The following is a 19,178-nucleotide window of genomic DNA, read 5'->3' on the forward strand; positions in this document are numbered from 1 at the left end:
CAGCGGCGTTTTCGTTGAACGGATCAGGAACAGCCGAGCCGCGGCCTGTGTCAGATTTGTGCCAATCGGTGGCACGGGTTTCCGATCCGTTCCGCAGAAGTTCGCACTCGTGTTCCAGACGGAGCGAAACGGATCTTGTTATTTTGTTGGGCTTTCCGTAGAGGCGTCCGTGGGACACCCCTCCCCAATGAGGGGCATATATCTGTAAGGATACCAGCAATGGCGACTCAATCCCCGGCTGCGCGGCCGGCGAACCCTCGTTTTTCCTCTGGCCCCTGCGCCAAACCCCCCTCATTCACGCTCGACGCCCTGAAGGACGCCGCCCTCGGCCGGTCGCACCGCGCCGCAATCGGCAAGGCGAAGCTTTCCGACGCGATCGAGATCACCCGAGACGTGCTCGGTGTGCCCGCCGACTACCGCATCGGCATCGTGCCCGCCTCCGACACCGGCGCGGTCGAGATGGCCATGTGGTCGCTGCTGGGGCAGCGCCCGGTCGAAATGCTGGCGTGGGAAAGCTTCGGCGCCGGCTGGGTGACCGACGTGGTCAAGCAGCTCAAGCTCGATGCCACCGTCCGGACCGCCGAATACGGCGAGATCGTCGATTTCACGCAGGTCGACTTCGACAAGGACGTCGTCTTCACCTGGAACGGCACCACCTCCGGCGTGCGCCTGCCCAACGGCAACGCGATCCCCGCCGACCGTAACGGGCTGACCATCTGCGACGCGACCTCCGCGGCCTTCGCGGTGGACCTGCCCTGGGACAAGCTCGACGTCACCACCTTCTCCTGGCAGAAGGTGCTGGGCGGCGAGGCCGCACACGGCATCCTGATCCTCAGCCCCCGCGCGGTGGCACGGCTCGAGAGCTACACCCCCGCCTGGCCGCTGCCCAAGATCTTCCGCCTGACGAAGGGCGGCAAGCTGATCGAGGGCATCTTCAAGGGCGAGACGATCAACACGCCGTCGATGCTGGCGGTCGAGGACTACCTCTTCGCGCTCGACTGGGCGAAGTCGGTGGGCGGGCTCAAGGGCCTCATCGCCCGCGCAGACGCCAACACCGCCGTGATCGCGCGTTTCGTCGCCGAGAACGACTGGATCGACTTCCTCGCCGCCGACCCGGCGATCCGCTCCAACACCAGCGTCTGCCTGAAGTTCACCGACGCGCGGATCAAGGACGGCGCGGCCTTTGCCAAGGCGGTGGCCAAGCGGCTCGACGCCGAGGGCGTGGCCTATGACATCGGCGCCTACCGCGACGCCCCCGCGGGGCTGCGCATCTGGTGCGGCGCGACGGTCGAGACCTCGGATCTCGAGGCTCTGGTTCCTTGGCTGGTCTGGGCCTTCGAGGCCGAGATCCAGGCGCAGTCCGAACTCGCCTGACCGCGAATTTTCGTACGAAAATTCGGGGGCCCGCCGGCCCCCGTACTCCCCCTATTCAGACAGGAGTGCCTCTCATGGCCCCCAAGGTTCTCGTTTCCGACAAGCTCAGCGAAACCGCTGTCCAGATCTTCCGTGACAATGGCATCGAGGTGGATTTCCTGCCGACCCTCGGCAAGGAACCCGAGAAGCTGCTGGAATTGATCCACAACTACGACGGCCTCGCGATCCGCTCGGCCACCAAGGTGACCCCGGCCATCCTCGAGCGCGCCACCAATCTCAAGGTGATCGGCCGCGCCGGGATCGGCGTCGACAACGTCGACATCCCGGCCGCGTCCAAGAAGGGCGTGATCGTGATGAACACGCCTTACGGCAACATGATCACCACCGCCGAGCACGCCATCGCGATGATGTTCGCCGTTGCGCGCCAGATTCCTGAGGCCAGCGCCTCCACCCATGCCGGCAAGTGGGAGAAGTCCAAGTTCATGGGCGTCGAGCTGACCGGCAAGACGCTGGGCGTGATCGGCGCGGGCAACATCGGCGGCATCGTCTGCGACCGCGCGGTCGGCCTGAAGATGAAGGTCGTGGCCTACGACCCGTTCCTCAGCGACGAGCGCGCCGCCAAGCTCGGCGTGACCAAGGTGGAACTCGACGAGCTGCTCAAGCGCGCCGATTTCATCACGCTGCACGTGCCGCTGACTGACAAGACCCGCAACGTCCTGAGCCGCGAGAACCTCGCGAAGACCAAGAAGGGCGTCCGGATCATCAACTGCGCCCGTGGCGGCCTGGTGGACGAGGAAGCGCTGGCGGACATGCTCAAGGAAGGCCATGTCGCCGGCGCCGCCTTCGACGTCTTCGCCAAGGAACCGGCAACCGAGAACCCGCTCTTCGGCCTGCCGAACGTGGTCTGCACGCCGCATCTCGGCGCCTCCACGACCGAGGCGCAGGAGAACGTCGCGCTGCAGGTGGCGCAGCAGATGTCGGCCTACCTGAACACCGGTGCCGTCGAGAACGCGCTCAACATGCCGTCGGTCACCGCCGAGGAAGCCAAGGTCATGGGGCCGTGGCTGAAGCTCTCCGAACATCTCGGCGCCTTCATCGGCCAGATGACGGACGAGCCGATCAAGGCGATCAACATCCTCTATGACGGCAAGGTTGCGGAGATGAACCTCGACGCGCTCGGCTGCTCTGCCATCGCGGGCGTCATGAAGGCCTCCAACCCCGACGTGAACCTCGTCTCCGCCCCGATCCAGGCCGCCGAGCGTGGCGTTCAGGTGTCGCGCACGACGCAGGCCAAGTCGGGCGTCTTCGACGCTTTCGTCAAGCTGACTGTCGTCACCGACACCCGCGAGCGTTCCATCGCCGGGACCGTGTTCTCGGACGGCAAGCCGCGCTTCATCCAGATCAAGGGCATCAACATCGATGCCGAGATCGGGCAGCACATGCTCTACACGACCAACAAGGACGTACCGGGCATCATCGGCACGCTGGGCCGGACCATGGGCGAGAACGGCGTGAACATCGCCAACTTCACCCTCGGTCGGACCGAGCCGGGCAAGGATGCGATCGCCCTGCTCTATGTCGACGAGCCGGTGAACGACGTGGTGATCGGCAAGCTCAAGGACACGGGCCTGTTCCAGAACGTCAGCCCGCTGGAGTTCGCCGTCGCCTGAGCGGCCATGATGGACTAGAGACATCTGCGGGCGTCCCGGCACGGGGCGCCCGCAGGCATCTGGAGAGAACGGGATCATGCGTACCTATGCGATCGGCGACATTCATGGGCAGCTCGAAAAGCTGAGGCGCGCCCATGCGCTGATCGAGGCCGACAAGGCCACCGTGGGGGATCCGGGTGCAACCGTCGTCCATCTCGGCGACCTGCCGGATCGCGGCCCGGACACGAAGGGCGTGATCGACCACCTGATCCAATGCCGGGACACTGGCGCGCCGCATGTGGTATTGCTGGGCAATCACGACCGGATGATGCGGCGCTTCCTGCATCCGGAGAAACTCAAGGACAACCTGCGGCATGACCTCGACTGGCTGTGGGAGCCACTCGGCGGACGGGCCACGCTCGCCTCCTACGGAGTCGATGTCTCGGCCGGCCGGGACGATCTGGACATCCACGCCGACGCGCTGGACGCCGTCCCCGCCAGCCACCTCGCCTTTCTCGACGACCTGACGACGCCCTATGCGGAGGGCGCGTGCCTGTTCGTCCATGCGGGAATTCGGCCGGGCGTGCCGCTCGAACGGCAAACCCTCGACGACCTCGTCTGGATCCGCGAACCCTTCCTGTCCGACACCCGTGATCATGGCCCGCTGATCGTGCACGGCCACACACCGGTGGACGAGGTGATGCATTGCGGCAACCGGCTGAACCTCGACACCGGGGCGGGCTATGGCGAGGCGTTGTCGACCGTGGTCATCGAGGGGCGCGAGGTCTGGCTGCTCTCGGAGGACGGGCGGCAGCCGGTGCTGCCCTGCGGCGTCTGAACGGCGATCCGGACCGGACAAAACACTCGGGCAGGGTCTTTCGCAACGCTCCCCTTTTCCTCCATGGCGACTGATTCCGGGCTCTTTTCAATACGCCTCCATTCCCCCACGGAAAGCGCACAGGAAGAAAATCTGGGCGAAAAAAAGGCAAACTTCGCACCAATTGGTGGATATACTCCGAACTGTCGCCATTCGTGAACAACCGACACAGCCCGTAACAACTTGCTACTATTGTTTATCTAACTGATAAAATTAATGAATTTTTAACCCGACCGCCCCTCACCCGAGGGCACCCCCCGATCCCACTTGACCGGACGCCGGCAAAAATCAGAATGGGATATCATCGTTCCGCGATTACACGTGCGGGCGTGATTCGCGATTGATTTAATACGAGTAGGGGGAAGTCATGGAAGATCATAGCATCGAAAAGAATGAAGCTCTGGTTTCGCCGGCACGGCGACGCCTTCTTGCAAAAGCCGGCACCTACGCGGTGGTCACGCCGCCGGCGGTGTCCTTCATGCTGTCGACGGCTCTGGCCGGCGATAGTGTCGCCAAATCCGGCGGCGGGGACCAGCCCTGGAAGCAGCGCTGGCAAGAGCGCAAGGCGCAGCAGAAGCTGGCCAGAAAGGCCGCGAACAAGGAGGCCCGGCGCGCAGCCAAGAAGGCTGCAAACAAGGCGGCCCGCAAGGCCGCTCGCAAGGCCGCCAAGAACTGAGTCTGGGGTGACGGTGTCCCGACGCCGTCTGATGCCTGGAAAATTCTGACCAAGCGTGCTTCAGGACGACGAAGCCCTGAAGCACGCCAGAGACATGTTGGTAACGATTCCAGGCAGAACCCCGTGATACACACTGCGCAACAATCGCTTGAGACGTGTCCTGCCGATTTCCTGGCAGTCGCATGCACGGGCGTTCGTATCTCGCGCGTCAAGGATTCCCGGTTTCTCTTCGTCCCTGAACGGCAGGAGTTGTTCGGGGTCAGCCCGACGACGGAACAGCTCTGGCCGTTGCTGCAGTCGGGCATCGAGACGGCGGATTTCGCCGCCAGGGCCGCAGAGCTGGGCGACGACGGGTTCGCGGTGATCGACCAACTCGTCGCGATCGGAGCGGTACAGTACATCGCCACGGACGAGCAGCCCCTCGACGTTCACGAACGGGTCACGATCTCGGTCGGGCACACGGCGATCGGTCTCAGCTTCTCCGGACCGATCGCCCTCGCGAGGCTGCGGTGCGTGTTCCGGCATCTCGAGACTCCTGCCCTGCCGGACGCCGAGGTCGTGATCGTCGAACGTGAAGACGGAGTCGGTATCGCGTTCTCGGGTGACGCGCCCGAATCCTACGCATGGCACGAAGCCGGACCTGCGCTGAAACTGCTGATCACCGAGCTCGCGCTGGACGCTGCCATGGGCATGACGCTCCATCTCGGCACCCTTCAGAGAGACAACGAGGCGCTGCTGCTTGTCGGCGAGCCCGGCGCCGGGAAGTCGACGCTGTCGGTCGCCCTGGGAAGCGGTGATTTCGAGCTGTGGGGGGACGATCTGGCGGAACTGCGGCCCGATGGCCGGGTTCAGGCCCTTCCCCTGCCGGCAACGCTCAAGGATGGCGCCTGGCCCATGCTCGCGCACCTGCACCCGGAGCTGGAGGGGGGCGAAGCCTTCGTGCGGCCCGACGACAAGACCGTCAAGTACCTGCCCCTGCCGCCTGCGACCAAGGCCCCGGTGCTTCGGGCGCGCTGCGCGCTTTCGCTCCGCAGGGACGACGCGGCGCCGCCGGGTCTTGAGCCGCTGGACGCGAAGGACTTCATCGCCGCGATGATCGCGGGCGGATGGTCCGGCGATCACCGGCTGACGCCGGACGATTTCGACGGCCTCGCCGCCTGCGCCGACGGCATTGCGTTTTTCCGGGCGACCTATCCCGACCTCCCGACCGCGCTGTCGCTGGTCGAGGAGGCATGGCGGATCTCGGGGACGGCGCGATGAGCCCTCTGCGCCTCCCCCGGTTCCCGCCGGACCCCTCGCCCCTACGCCAGCTTGCCGCCTGCCTGCGTGGCGAAGTGAGTGCGAGCACCGATTGGCACACCTGCCTGGAGGCGGCCAACCTGCACTATGTCGCCCCGGCGCTCGGCAAGTCGCTTGAGCTGAGGCTGGCCTCCGAGGAGCTCGATCCGGAGGCGCTGCAATACCTGGAAGATCTGCGGACGCTCAACGGAGAGCGCAACCGCCGCCTTGCAGACCAGCTCGCCGAGCTTGCCCGCGCCCTCAACGAGGTCGGCGTCACGCCGATCGTCATCAAGGGTGCGGCGATCCTCGCCGGCGCGCCGCGCCCCGAGCACTGCACCCGGATGCTGGTTGACCTCGACATTCTGGTAGAGCCCTCGGACGTCACCGCTGCCGACAAAGCGCTGCGTGGGATCGGCTACAAGATTTTCGAGGACAGCGAGGACGAGCATTCCTCCGGCAGCTACTACCGCAATCGCGATGTCGGCGCAGTGGATCTTCATTTCTGCCTCGCGGACCGTATTGCAGAGGTGATCACGCCGGAAGACCTCGCGACGCGCACCCGGGACGTTCCCTTCGGCAACGCCCGCATCCGGATCCCGGATGCAAGCCTGCTCTTCGTGATGAACATCGCCCACGAGATGCTGCATGACGAGGTGCTGTCGAAGGGGCGGGTCAGCCTGCGCTACCTGCTGGACCTCGTCGACCTGTCCACCGACGAGACGGCCCCCCTCGACCGCGCCTGGATCGAGGCCAAGTGCGCGCACTGGAAGTTCGACCTGGCGCTCGAACTGCAGTCCCGCATGGCCGACGAGTTGCTCGGCCTCCCGCTCGCCCCCGGCAGGAAACGCACCCGGCTCGGCGCCCTGCTGCATCGCCGGCGACTGCTGAAAGCACACAGCCCGACGCTCGACGAGCTGGAATGGACGCTCATCTGGCGCTTCAAGAACCTGCTTCGGGCGGCCCGCCTCGATCCCACGCCGCTGATTGCCCGCCGCCACCACGGCGAGCAGTAGGCCGTGGCCAGCCGTCTCGATCCGCAGTGGCGATGACGCTGCAAAGCACGCGGCCGCTCAGCTCCAGTCGAGCACGACCTTGCCGGAAGAACCGCCGCGCATTGTCTCGAACCCTTCGCGGAAGTCGTCCACGCCGAAGCGGTGGGTGATGACGTTGCGGATGTCGAGCCCGTTCTCCAGCATGGCGATCATCTTGTACCACGTCTCGAAGATCTCGCGGCCATAGACGCCCTTGATTGTGATCGCCTTGAAGACGATCCGCGACCAGTCCACCGGCGACTTGCCCGGCGGGATGCCGAGCAGCGCGATCCGCCCGCCCATGGTGAGGGATTCGACCATCTGGTCGAGCGCCGCCTGGTTGCCGGACATCTCCAGACCGACGTCGAAACCCTGCTTCATGCCGAGTTCGTGGACCACGTCGGCCAGATCCTCCTCCAGCACGTTCACCGGGCGCACGTCGGCCACCTGCACGGCCAGGGCGAGGCGGTCGGGGTTCACGTCGGTGATGACCACGTGGCGCGCGCCGACGTGGCGGGCGACGGCGGCGGCCATGATACCGATCGGGCCGGCGCCGGTGATCAGCACGTCCTCGCCCACCAGGTCGAAGGAGAGCGCCGTGTGCACGGCATTGCCGAGCGGATCGAGGATCGCCCCGATCTCGTCGTCGATCCCGTCGGGCAGCGGCACGACGTTGAAGGCCGGCAGGCAGAGGTATTCGGCGAAGGCCCCCGGCACGTTGACGCCGACACCCTTTGTCTCCGGGTCGAGGTGGAACTTGCCGGCACGGACCTGTCGCGAATGGTGGCCGATCAGGTGGCCCTCGCCCGAGCAGCGCTGACCGATGCGAAGTTCTTCCACGTCGCGGCCGATCTCGACGATCTCGCCGGCGAATTCGTGGCCGGTCACCATCGGCACCGGCACGGTGCGCTGCGCCCACTCGTCCCAGTTCCAGATATGGATGTCGGTGCCGCAGATCCCGGTCTTGCGGATGCGGATCAGCACGTCGTCCGGGCCGATCTCGGGCACCGGCACCTGCTCCATCCACAACCCGACCTCGGGCTTCGCCTTGACCAGCGCCTTCATCTTTTTGCTCATGACCCTGGGCCCTTCTTCTGCAATGCAAGCCAGGTCCAGGTGATCCCGGCGGCAATGTTTTCCTGCTGGAGCGAGGGCGCGGCCGCCTCCCGAGCGAGCGACAGACCTGCGGCCTCCGCCATTTCGATCTCCTCGGTCGGATCGAGGGTGTAGACCGGCTGGCCGCCGTGGATGGCCCCGTGCCGGAGCGACAGGACCAGAACCCCGTTCGGTTCCAACAGCGCGGCGACGCGACCATAGGCGGCGCGGCGAGCCTCCGGCGGCAGGTGGTGCCAGACCGCGACCGCGAGCACGATGTCGAACGTCCCCGCGACTCCCGCCAGCTCGGGGAGCTGCGCGGCGAGACAGACCGCATCGGGCACCCGTGCCGAGATGGCGTCCCGGAAGGCCACGACCGGCTCCGCCGCCGTCACCGGGTGGCCGCGCGCCGCGAACCAGGCGAGGTCACGGCCACTGCCTGCCCCGATATCGAGAACTGTCGCCGGGGGCGGCGGCAGAAGGTCGGCCACGGGCGCAAAGAGGTCGTCCGCCGAGACGGCGTCGTATCGATGGCGCAACGCCTCCGAATGGGCTTCGTAGATCCCGATGGCCGCGTGATCGCTCACTGGACCACGCCCGTTTCCCGCCCGGCCTTGCCGAAAGCGTCGAGTGCCCGGTCGAGGTCCGCGCGGGTCAGGGCGGCGTTCATCTGCGTCCGGATCCGCGCCGTGCCGCGCGGCACGACCGGGAAGAAGAATCCGGCCACGTAGACGCCGTGCTCGTAGAGCCGCGCCGCCATGTCCTGGCTGAGCTTCGCATCGCCCAGCATCACCGGCACGATCGGGTGCTCGCCGGGCAACAGCTCGAAGCCGAGGGACTCGAGCCCCGCCCGCCAGTAGGCGGCATTGTCGAACAGTTGCGCCCGCAGGGCGTCTCCTTCCTCCACGATCCTCAGAGCCTCCAGCCCGGCCGCCACCACGGACGGCGGCAGCGAATTGGAGAAGAGATAGGGGCGCGCCCGCTGGCGGAGAAGGTCCACCACCGCCTGCGGCCCCGCGATATATCCGCCGATCGCCCCGCCAAGCGCCTTCCCGAGCGTGCCGGTCAGGATGTCGACCTTGTCGGCGACCCCGTGGTGATGCGGCGTGCCCCGGCCCTGCGGCCCCATGAACCCGGTGGCATGGCAATCGTCCACCATCACCAGCGCCTCGTAGCGTTCGGCGAGCGCGGTGATCTCGGGCAGCTTCGCGAGGTAGCCGTCCATCGAGAACACGCCGTCGGTGGCGATCATGATGTGCCGCGCGCCGCTGTCACGCGCCGCCCTGAGCTGCGCCTCCAGCTCGTCCATGTCGGAATTGGCGTAGCGATAGCGGCGCGCCTTGCAGAGCCGGATGCCGTCGATGATCGAGGCGTGGTTCAGCGCGTCGGAGACAATCGCGTCCTCCTCGCCCAGAAGCGGCTCGAACAGCCCGCCGTTCGCGTCGAAACAGGCGGCGAAGAGGATCGCGTCGTCCTTGCCGAGAAACCGCGCGAGCGCCTGTTCGAGCTCCCGGTGCAGCGGCTTGGTGCCGCAGATGAAGCGCACCGAGGCCATGCCGAAACCGTCCCGGTCCAGCGACGTCTTGGCGGCGGCGACGAGCCGCGGATCGTCTGCGAGGCCGAGATAGTTGTTGGCGCAGAGGTTCAGCATGTCGCGCCCGGCGACGTCGATATGCCCACCCTGCGGCGAGTCGATGGGACGTTCGCGCTTCAGCAGGCCCTGGGCCTCGATATCCTGAAGCGTCCGGGAAAGGTGGCTGGCGAAGTCGGGCGTCATGAGGCCTCCTGCGGGTTGGCGGCAGTCTGGCGCATCGTGTCCGGTTTCGCACCGGAAGGCGAGCCCGCTTGACCATTTCGCCCGCTTGACGCAGCTAGGGCGCGACAGACGAAAGGCACACGGCATGAGCGACTTCGACCTCGACAGCTTCCTGCCCTACCGGCTGGCGGTCCTTGCCGGACAGGTCAGCCGCGAGTTCTCCCGCCGCTACAACGAGCGCTTCGGCATCTCGCGCCCGGAATGGCGGGTGGTTGCGCACCTGGCGCAGTCGGGGCCGGCCAGTGTCGGCGAGATCCACCAGCGCGTCGACATGGACAAGTCGCGCGTCTCCCGCGCCGCGACGCGGCTGGAGCAGGCGGGCTATATCCGCAAGGACGCGCACCCGACCGACGGCCGCCTGGTGACCCTTCGGCTGACCCAGGCGGGGCGGGCGATGATGCAGGAACTGAGCGAGATGGCCCGCGCCTACCAGGCCGAGCTGACCGAACGCCTCGGCCCGCAGGCCGAGCAGCTCGACCTCGCCATGCAGAAACTTTACGTCAGCGAGGACTGAGGGGCGGCGAGAGCCCTCCCACCATCGGCGCGCGCGGGCTATGCTGGCGGCTGGATGAGGGAGGATTCCATGGACGATATCGTGATACTGGGCGGTGCGCGCACCGCCATCGGAACCTTTGGCGGATCGCTCGCCGGCACGCCGCCGATCACGCTCGGCAAGGTCGTCGCCGGGGCGGCGATGGAGCGGGCCGGGGTGGAACCCGGGCAGATCGGCGCGGTGGTCTTCGGCCACGTCATCAACACCGAGCCGCGCGACATGTACCTGAGCCGTGCCGCCGCCATCGAAGCGGGCATCCCCGACACCGCGCCCGCGATGAACGTCAACCGTCTCTGCGGGTCGGGCGCGCAGGCCATCGTCTCGGCGGCACAGTCGCTGATGCTTGGAGACGCGGATTTCGCGCTGGCCGGCGGCGCCGAGAGCATGAGCCGGTCGCCCTATGTCGTGCCCGCCGCCCGCTGGGGCGCGAAGATGGGCGATGCCGGCGGCGTCGACATGATGCTGGGCGCACTGACCTGCCCGTTCGGCACCGGGCACATGGGCGTGACGGCGGAGAACGTGGCCGACGAGAACGGCATCGACCGCGCGGCGCAGGATGCCTTTGCGCTCGAAAGCCAGACCCGCGCCGCGCGGGCCATCGCCGAGGGCCGCTTCGCGAGCCAGATCGTGCCGGTGGAGGTGCGGGTGAAGCGCGACACGGTGGCCTTCGACACCGACGAACACCCCAAGGCGACCACGCTGGACAAGCTCGCCGCCCTGCGCCCGGCCTTCCGAAAGGAGGGCTCCGTCACCGCCGGCAACGCCAGCGGGCTGAACGACGGCGCGGCGGCGCTGGTGCTGGCGCGGGCCGCGGCTGCGGAGGCGGCGGGCCTGAAGCCCGTGGCGCGGCTCCTGGGGTATGCCCATGCCGGGGTGCGGCCGGAGGTGATGGGCATCGGCCCGGTTCCGGCGGTGCAGAAGCTGCTGGAAAGGACCGGGCTCTCGATCGCCGATTTCGACGTGATCGAATCGAACGAGGCCTTCGCGGCGCAGGCGCTGGCGGTGAACGCGGGGCTCGGGCTGGACCCGGCCAAGGTGAACCCCAACGGCGGCGCCATCGCGCTCGGTCATCCGGTGGGCGCCACCGGCGCGATCATCACCGTCAAGGCGCTCTACGAGCTGGAGCGGATCGGCGGCAGCAAGGCGCTCGTCACCATGTGCATCGGCGGCGGCCAGGGGATCGCGCTGGCGCTCGAACGGATCTGAGGCTCAGCGCAGCAAAACGGAGGCGCGCGCGGCCATGCCATGCGCGTCTATCACCGAGAGGGTGACGAAGCCCTTGCCCGGGCTCTCGACGAAACTCTCCCGACTGCGCGCCTGCAGCACCAGCGGCGCGCCGTTGACCAGCCATGTGAACGGCGGCGTGCCGTCCCGCACCTTGAGCACCAGACCGTCCGGCGCCTCGATCTCGGCGCCATCGGGCGGAAAGGCGAGCTTGGGCGCTTCCGGCGGCGGCTGGAAGGCGGCGGAACGGGAGCGGAAGCGCTGCAGCGGCTGCGGCAGGCTGGCCGTCGGCAGCAGCAGGACCCCGTCCGGTGGCGGCGGCAGGGGCTCGGCGCGCGGCGCGATGGTGTCGAAGACCCGGAAGAGCAGCGGCGCGGCCAGCCCGCCGCCGAAGGCGCCGGGAACGGAGGTTCCGTCCGGCCTCCCGAGCCAGACGCCGACGACATGCCGCCCGTCGAACCCGATCGCCCAGGCGTCCCGGTGGCCATAGCTCGTGCCCGTCTTGTAGGCGAGCTTGACCCGCGCGGCGTGCGGCGGGGGGGCGATGCCAGCAAGGATATGGCCGACCTCCCAGGCCGCTTCCTCGGAGAGCACCTGCTTCACGGGTGCGGACGGCACGTCCGAGGCATAGCGAAGCGCCATCGCCTCCCCACCGCGGGCCAGCGCCCCGTAGAGCCGCACCAGATCCTCCAGTGTCACGCCCACGCCCCCGAGCGCGACCGCGAGGCCCGGCGCGCCCTCCGGCAGCACCGGCGTCACCCCAGCCCGCCGCAGCCGCGCCATCAGCCGCGCCGGGCCTATGGCCTCGGTCAGCGCCACGGCGGGAATGTTGAGCGACAGCTCCAGCGCCTGCCGGACCCGGATCGTGCCGCGATAAAGGCCGTCGAAATTCACCGGGGCGTAGCCGCCGAACGCGGTCGGGCGATCCTCGATTAGGGTTTCCGGATGGGCGAGGCCGAGGTCGAAGGCGAGCCCGTAAATCAGCGGCTTCAGGGTCGAGCCGGGCGAGCGCAGGGCGCGGGTCATGTCGAGCCAGCCGCCGCGCCGCTCGTCGAGGTAGCCGGCCGACCCGACACTGGCCAGCACCTCGCCGCTCCGATGATCCGCCACGAGGATCGCCGCCGAAAGCTGCTCGCCGGCCGTCCCGGCGGTCTCGGCGGCCAGCCGTTCCAGCGCCGCCTGCAGGTTGCGGTCGAGCGTGGTATCGTGGCTTCCCCGCAGCGGTTGGTCTGCGCGCAGCCTTTCGGCCAGATGCGGCGCGAAGGCCGGGAAGCTGCGCCGGATCGCCGGAACCGGCGTGGTCCGTGCCGCCGCCGCGGCCTCTGTCGCGAGCACGCCGGCGCCTTCCATCCGCGACAGAACCCGGTCGCGGGCGATCGTCGCCGAGCCCGTGTCGCGGTCCGGACGGCGGCTCGCCGGCGCCTGCGGGATCGCCACCAGCAGCGCCGCTTCGGCGGGGGTGAGGCGCCTCGGCTCCTTTCCGAAATAGGCCAGCGTCGCGGCGCGCACGCCCTCGAGGTTACCGCCGAAGGGTGCCCGGTCGAGATAAAGCGACAGGATCCGTTCCTTGGAAAGGCGCCGTTCCAGCGCAAGCGCCACCCGCATCTGCCGCAGTTTGCCCTTCATCTGGCCGGTGGTGCCGTCCTCCAGCAGCCGCGCCACCTGCATCGTCAGGGTCGAACCGCCGGAGACGACCTCGCCGTTCCGGACCGCCTGTCCGGCGGCACGCATCATCGCGATCCAGTCCACCCCGCCGTGCCGGTAGAAACGCTTGTCCTCGAACGCGACCAGCATCTCCAGGTAGAGCGGGTCCACGCCGCCCGGCCGGCTGGCCAGGCGCCAGCGGCCATCACCGACGGTGAAGGCGCGGAGCAGCCGGCCCTCCCGGTCGAGCACCTCCACCGAGGTCTCGCTGACCAGCGCCGGCAGGTCGGTGGCGTCGACCCAGGCGTCGAAGCCATCGCGCGCCGCCGCACCCAGAAACAGCAGCAGCGCCAGCAGAAGCAGGCCACGCCGCTTCACGGCGTCACCGTCACCCGGCCGGCCTCGGTGCTTGCGCGGAACTGCGGTCGGTACATGTCCTCGACGCTCGCCGCCGGGTGATGGTAGCTGCCGGGCGAGACCGCCCGCACCACATAGGCGAGGCGGAACGGATCGTCGGAGCGCCAGTCGACGGCGGCGAGGAAGCGCTCCTGCCGGAATTCCGCGGTGCGGGTCTCGGCCGTCTCGAGCCAGGGAAGCGCACGGATGTCGCCGCCCTGCACGAGGCTCGGATTGTCGATCTCGAACCCGGCGGGCAGCGGGTCGTCGACCATCAGCCGCGCCCCCCCCTGATCGAAGGGCGTGACCGTCAGCACCGCGACCAGCCGCGTACCCTGCGTCACCTGCGCGGGATCGGCCGGCGCGCCCTCGGTGGTGAAATACTCCCGGGTCAGCGCATAGCCGTTGCTGCGGCGCGTTGCGGGATCGGAGGGCACGCCAAAGGTGGTCAACGTGAGTTCCGTGTCGCGGCCGGAGGTGTTGGCGACCACGACGGGCTCGGCCCTCGCGTCATCCTGCAGAACCCGGACGAGCGGCCCCGTGGCCGGCTGGCCGTCGATCATGAAGCCCTCGCCGGCGCTGTCCACCAGCGCATGGGCGGCGAGCAGCGACCAGGCGGATTCCTGGGTGGAGCGGGCGCGCAACGCGGAGGCGACCCGCTGGCTCAGCGCCTCCCGGTCCACCGCCATGCTGCCGGCCTCTGCAGCAAGCGCCAGAACGCCGGCGCTGTCGCGCAGGTTGGTGCCGTAATCGGCGCGCCAGAGCTGCTCCGTCTCGTCCTGCAGACGCGGCAGCAGTTGCGCCGCGGCGCGGGCGAACATGGTGTCGGCCCGCTTCTGATCGCCGTAGAGCGCAAGCGCGGCGCCGATCTGCGCCGTGGCGAGCGGCGTGGCAAAGGCCGCGCCCTTGACGTCGGCATAGTAGCGCAGGTCGCCGATCGGGGCCGCGCCCTCGCGCGCGAGCACCAGCAGCGCATAGGCCAGATCCTCGCCGCCCTCGTCGAAGTCGGGCGCGTAGTTGAGCTTGTTGCGCAGGTTGTCCAGCGCCTGGGTGAAGGCGCGCTCCGGCACCTCGTGCCCCTGCGCCCGCGCCCGGCTGAGGAAGTCGGAGACATAGGCGTCGAGCCAGAAATCGTCGTCCCCCGGCCGCCAGAGGCCGAAGCCGCCGGTGCCGGACTGCCGCGACAGAACCCGGTCGACCGCCTCCCCGATCCGGGCGTCCACCGCCTCGCGGTCGCCGAGGCCGAGCGCCTGCGCCATCTCGTCGAAATAGAGCAGCGGAAGCGCCTGGCTCGTGACCTGTTCGGTGCAGCCATAGGGATAGCGGTCGAGCGCGTTTAACAACCCCGGCGCGTCGAACCGCGCCACCGGGCCGAGCGCCAGCGTGGCGGTACCGGTGCCGGGCCGAAGCCCCGCGAAGACATCGCGCGAGAGCGTGAAGCTGTCGCCCGCGGCGAGCGGGAAGCGATGGGTCGTGGCGACCTCCGGATCGTTGACCTGCACCGGAAGCGCGAGCGTCTTGTCGAGCACCTCGCCGCCCGGCGTGGTCAGGGCGATCTCGACAGTGGCAAGGCCCGGCGCATCCGCCCGGATCGGCACCTCGAAACTCCGCCGCCCCTGTTCGGAAAGCTCGATCTCGGCGGGTACGGCCGCGCCGTCCAGTGTCAGCCCTTCAGCCGTGATGGCGAGGCCGGCCTGACCAACGGGCCCCTCGGCGTGAACCAGTTCCAGCAGCAACCGGCTCTCGTCGCCCGGCGCGAGGAACCGCGGCAGCGACGCGGTGAGCACCACCGGGTCGCGCACCAAAACGTCGGAAGCGGCCTTGCCGACCCCGCTGTCGGACCAGACCACCGCCATCAGCTTCACCTGCCCGTTGAAGGCAGGCAGGTCGAAACGCGCGCGGGCGTAGCCGTCCTCCCCGACCTCCACAGGGCCGGAGAAATAGGCGACCAGCTCCTCGGTCGGCGGAGGGCTTTCCATGCGCATCTCGGCCAGCGCGTCACCGCCGGACCGGATCAGCCCGCGTGCGCCGGTCTGGCCGTCGATCAGCCTGCCATAGATGTCCCGCAGCCCCATGCCGAGCTTGCGCTGACCGAAGTAATAGCCCGGCGCGTCCGGCGGCTGGTGGCCAGTGAGGTTCAGGATGCCCTGATCCACCGCCGCGATGGTGGCATAGGCGCGCTGGCCCACCGCCAGCCCGTCGACCTTGAGCGCAACGTCCAATGGCGCGCGCGGTCGTGCGGTCTCCGGCACGTCGAAAGCGGCTGCGAGCCGGGCATCGCCCGGGTCCACCGCGGCATGTGCCAACCCGAGGGCCCGGGTCGGCCCGCGCCCCTCGGCGCCCTCCATCGGCCGGATCAGGGTGGCTGTGACATAGGCGCCGGCGCCCCAGTCATCGGTCACCGGCAGCTCCACGACGCTCTCGCCCTCGGGCAGGTCCAGTGTCTTCATGGCGATCAGCCGGTTTGAGACGACCGTGACCAACGCCTTGCCGGCCTCGCGCGGCACCACCCGCAGGCGGGCGGTTTCGCCCGGAAGGTAAGCGGACTTGTCGAGCGAGACCTCCAGAACGTCCGGCGTCGCGCTGGCATCGGCCGGCGCATACCAACCGGCGTTGAAATCGGTCGAACTGGCCGCGTAGGGCCCGTCGATCCGCTCCACCACCAGCTCGTACTGGCCCCAGTCGACCGGTGCGGCGACGCGGGCCGGCTCTGCGCCGAGGGCCACGTCGCCCGAAGCCACGCGGCTGCGGCGGGTGATCGGCTCCCAGTCCCAGCTGCCGTACTGGGAATACCACTGGTACCGGGTCTCGATCCGGTTGAGCACCCATTTCACCCGCATCGGCATGGCCGCGCCATCCGGACCGACCCCCAACAGGTCAAAGGCCGCCTCGGTGCCTTCCGCGACAACGCCGTCAAAGGCCGGGCGGATGCCGATCATCGGCAGAGACGGGGTGAGCGCGCGGGTAAGGCGGCGCTCCACCGGGCGACCGGAGCCTTCGGAGACGCGCAAGGTGACCCGGGCTTCCAAAGGCCGCGCCGGGTCGGCAATCTCGGGGAAGGCGAGCGGAAGCACAGCCATACCTGCCGTATCCGTCCGCGCGGTCTCCAGCACCTCCATCCGCGGTTCGAACGGGGCATCGTGGAGGCCGAAGCGGTAGCCGGGCAGCCCCGCAAGCCCCTCGGCCGCGCGCAGCTGCACCTCGCCCTCGACCGGCAGGTCGGCCCCCGGCGCACCGAAGAGATAGCGCGCCTCCACCCGAAGCGGCGGCGTGTCCTCCAGCCGGATTTCGCCCTCGGGCAGGTGCATCTCCACGTCGATCCGCTCGGGCAGGAAATCCTCGACCAGCACCGTCTGGCTGGCCAGCGCCGGCGCCTCCGGGTCGGCGTGGAGCGCGAGCGTCCAGGTGCCGCGCGGCGCCGTCCCACCCACCGGCATGGCAAAGACATGGCCACCCGCGATGCCGCCATCGCTGACGAGGCGGCTGTATTCGACGCCATCGGGCCGGGTCAGGATCGCGGTCAGCGGCAGCCCGTCGATGGCCTTCGCCTCGCCATCGCGGGCGAGTGCCGTGACGTGGATCGTCTCTCCCGCCCGGTATGCGCCGCGGTCCGTGGCGAGGAACACGTCGATCGGTCCGGCGGCCGGCCGGCCCTCTACGCCGCGGTCCGACAGGTCGAACTCCGGATCGGTCAGCGGCAGGAAGCCGAGATCCTCTTCGCCCAGCTTCGCCAGCACCAGCGCCGGTGCGGCACCGCCGCGTCCCAGCGTCAGGCCGGGCGCGAACCGGGCATAGCCCTCGGCATCGGCCTTCACGGTGGCCAGCACCCGGTTGGAACGGGACAGCAAAGAGAGCTCGACGCCGTCCAACGGCTCGGCGCTGGCTAGGCTTCGCGCGAACATATGCAGTCCGTCGGCCCCGCTCATGCTCGCCAGGCCGATGTCGGAAATCACGAACCACTGGGTCGCGGGCGGCGCGTCGTAGGGGTCGGCACCCGGAATGCCCGCCTTGAGCGCATAGAGCCCCGGCGCCAGCCCGGCGATGGCCTCGCCCATCGGAAGGAGGGTCGTGACATCCCGGTTCAACTCCGAGACGACCTCGCCCATGCCGCTCCAGACCTCTTCCGCCAGCGTGCCGTCGAGCCGGCGATCCTCCCATTCGGAGACCGGCTGGCCGAACATGTTCTCCTGGATCATCTGCAGGATATTGCGGTCGCTCACCCGCCGCAGGGCCAGCTCCACCTCGGGCAGGTTCACGGTCACAATCGGCAGCGCGGCGTCCCCGGTGCGGGGCAGCACGAAGGCGCGGCCGGGAAAGCGGACCGACGGCGCACGGTCGCGTACGTAGATGTCGAGCGGCATGTCGCGGATCAGTCCCTCGCCGGACGCCGCCGGCAGGCCGGCCCGGAAGGTCACGCGGTAGCGCGAGCCATGCTCCACGCCCTCGATGCAGAGTTGCCGGTCGTCGGGCTCCACCGCGAGGCTGACCGCCGGAAGCTGCACATATGGCTCGAACTCGACGCCCTTCGCCAGCGGCTCGCTGAAGGTCACGCAGAGGTTCGGCACGGCAAGGTCGCTGTTGACCTGGTGATCGACGATGCGGAATCCGTATTTCCCGATGGCGGCATCGAGCGCCCCGGCCACGCGCGGGCCGGGCGCAAGCCGCTCGGCCAGCCGCAGGGCGGGCAGCATGTCGCCCCCGCGCCGGGCTGCCTCCAGCGCCTCCGACAGGGTGATGAGCGCATCGGCCTGCGCCGCTGGTGTGGCGGAGCGGAGATAGGCGTTTACCGCGGCCGGCAGGGCGCGGCCCCGGTAGGTTTCGGTCTCCTGCCGGGAGTTCCCCTCGGCGGCCAGAGCCTCGCTGGCATAGGCACGCCAGTGGTCTGCGCCGTCGGTGACGACCAGTGCCAGACCGACCCAGCGCATCCGCTCAGTGGCAGAGCCCGCGCCGCGAATGGCGGCCTCGATCTCGTCCAGATTGACACCCCCGGCCAGATGGCGGCGCGGCAACGCCTCCGCCTCCCGAAGTGCAGCGTCGAGGTCCTCGGTCCGCAGGAAATCGAGCTCCGCCGCCCGCTGCCGCGCGGCCTCCAGCATCGACGGCGGCGTTTCCAGCACCACCGCGGACATCGCCCCCTGATACGGCTCCCGCCGGGTCATGCCCCGCTTGGGAAAGCAGCTCCCCGAGCGCGCGTTGAAGGTAAAGGCCCCGCATTCGGCATCTGTCAGGCAGGCGGTGCGGCAGGCCTCGTAGCTGGTGTCGAACAGCGCCCGCAGGTCCGCGCCGTAGTAATCCATGTCGCGCTCGACGATCACGCGGCGCGCGGGCACCGGATCGGACACGGGCTGCGCCAGCGCCGGGCCGGGACGTTCGAGAAACAGAACGAGAGCGAGGAAAAGCAGAACAAGCTGTCGCATCGGAACGCGGCTCCGTGAATGATCGGGCGCCCCGAGCGTGACACAGCGTGCTTTCGCTTGGCAACGATTCCCCCGCCGCATCGTCAACGCCTGTGCCGGGCTGCGGTTAAAGCTCCCTTCACCATCAGGCGGCAGGATGCTCGCC

The 19,178-nt window shown here is 68.8% G+C and carries 13 protein-coding genes; 8 read left to right on the forward strand and 5 right to left on the reverse strand.

All coding sequences use genetic code 11. The features are described from left to right. Window positions 1-219: 219 nt before the first annotated feature. The 6 genes from CHB86_RS18200 (at window position 220) to CHB86_RS18220 (ending at window position 6,870) form a co-directional block, all read left to right on the forward strand. Window positions 220-1,374, forward strand: coding sequence for a phosphoserine transaminase (locus tag CHB86_RS18200; RefSeq protein ID WP_089234531.1), 1,155 nt, complete (start codon window positions 220-222; stop codon window positions 1,372-1,374). 74 nt (window positions 1,375-1,448) lie between these two features. Beyond that, the gene (gene serA, locus CHB86_RS18205; RefSeq protein ID WP_176442927.1) at window positions 1,449-3,044 is read left to right on the forward strand and encodes a phosphoglycerate dehydrogenase; all 1,596 of its coding nucleotides are present in this window, start codon (window positions 1,449-1,451) and stop codon (window positions 3,042-3,044) included. 76 nt (window positions 3,045-3,120) lie between these two features. Further along, window positions 3,121-3,861, forward strand: a complete 741-nt coding sequence (locus tag CHB86_RS18210) for a metallophosphoesterase (RefSeq protein ID WP_089234533.1) — start codon at window positions 3,121-3,123, stop codon at window positions 3,859-3,861. A 406-nt stretch (window positions 3,862-4,267) separates the two neighbouring features. Next, on the forward strand, window positions 4,268-4,576 hold the full coding sequence (locus CHB86_RS18215; RefSeq protein WP_089234534.1) for a hypothetical protein: 309 nt from the start codon (window positions 4,268-4,270) through the stop codon (window positions 4,574-4,576). A gap of 249 nt (window positions 4,577-4,825) precedes the next feature. Further along, entirely contained in the window at window positions 4,826-5,836 is a 1,011-nt protein-coding gene (locus CHB86_RS24725; protein ID WP_176442928.1) for a phosphoenolpyruvate carboxykinase (ATP), read from the forward strand. Next, entirely contained in the window at window positions 5,833-6,870 is a 1,038-nt protein-coding gene (locus tag CHB86_RS18220; RefSeq protein ID WP_176442929.1) for a nucleotidyltransferase domain-containing protein, read from the forward strand. Before CHB86_RS24725 ends, CHB86_RS18220 begins: the two co-directional genes overlap by 4 nt. Before the next feature lie 57 nt (window positions 6,871-6,927). Here CHB86_RS18220 and tdh read toward each other — a convergent pair whose 3' ends face one another. The 3 genes from tdh to CHB86_RS18235 are packed head-to-tail and all read right to left on the reverse strand — an operon-like array spanning window position 6,928 to window position 9,760. After that, window positions 6,928-7,953, reverse strand: coding sequence for an L-threonine 3-dehydrogenase (gene tdh / locus CHB86_RS18225; RefSeq protein WP_089234742.1), 1,026 nt, complete (start codon window positions 7,951-7,953; stop codon window positions 6,928-6,930). 8 nt (window positions 7,954-7,961) lie between these two features. Beyond that, window positions 7,962-8,570 carry a class I SAM-dependent methyltransferase gene (locus CHB86_RS18230; protein ID WP_089234536.1) on the reverse strand — a complete coding sequence of 203 codons (609 nt, stop codon included), beginning with the start codon at window positions 8,568-8,570 and terminating at the stop codon, window positions 7,962-7,964. Further along, window positions 8,567-9,760 carry a glycine C-acetyltransferase gene (locus CHB86_RS18235; RefSeq protein WP_089234537.1) on the reverse strand — a complete coding sequence of 398 codons (1,194 nt, stop codon included), beginning with the start codon at window positions 9,758-9,760 and terminating at the stop codon, window positions 8,567-8,569. The genes CHB86_RS18230 and CHB86_RS18235 overlap by 4 nt, the downstream gene beginning before the upstream one ends. A 124-nt stretch (window positions 9,761-9,884) precedes the next feature. On the opposite strand from CHB86_RS18235, the gene CHB86_RS18240 reads away from it, so the two are divergent. Further along, window positions 9,885-10,313 (forward strand): MarR family winged helix-turn-helix transcriptional regulator, encoded by a 429-nt coding sequence (locus CHB86_RS18240; RefSeq protein ID WP_089234538.1) that lies wholly within the window; start codon window positions 9,885-9,887, stop codon window positions 10,311-10,313. 69 nt (window positions 10,314-10,382) lie between these two features. Next, window positions 10,383-11,558 carry an acetyl-CoA C-acyltransferase family protein gene (locus CHB86_RS18245; RefSeq protein ID WP_089234539.1) on the forward strand — a complete coding sequence of 392 codons (1,176 nt, stop codon included), beginning with the start codon at window positions 10,383-10,385 and terminating at the stop codon, window positions 11,556-11,558. 3 nt (window positions 11,559-11,561) lie between these two features. Here the strand turns inward: CHB86_RS18245 and pbpC are convergent, their stop codons facing one another. Together pbpC and CHB86_RS18255 are read right to left on the reverse strand one after the other, a co-directional pair. Next, window positions 11,562-13,598: a penicillin-binding protein 1C gene (pbpC, locus tag CHB86_RS18250; protein ID WP_089234540.1), complete on the reverse strand. Its 2,037-nt coding sequence runs from the start codon at window positions 13,596-13,598 to the stop codon at window positions 11,562-11,564. Next, a complete protein-coding gene (locus CHB86_RS18255) occupies window positions 13,595-19,033 on the reverse strand; it encodes an alpha-2-macroglobulin family protein (protein WP_089234541.1) in 5,439 nt (1,812 codons plus the stop codon). The genes pbpC and CHB86_RS18255 overlap by 4 nt, the downstream gene beginning before the upstream one ends. Window positions 19,034-19,178: the final 145 nt, after the last annotated feature.

It is taken from the genome of Tropicimonas sediminicola (assembly GCF_900188335.1).
In the GTDB taxonomy this organism is placed as follows: Bacteria; Pseudomonadota; Alphaproteobacteria; order Rhodobacterales; family Rhodobacteraceae; genus Tropicimonas; species Tropicimonas sediminicola.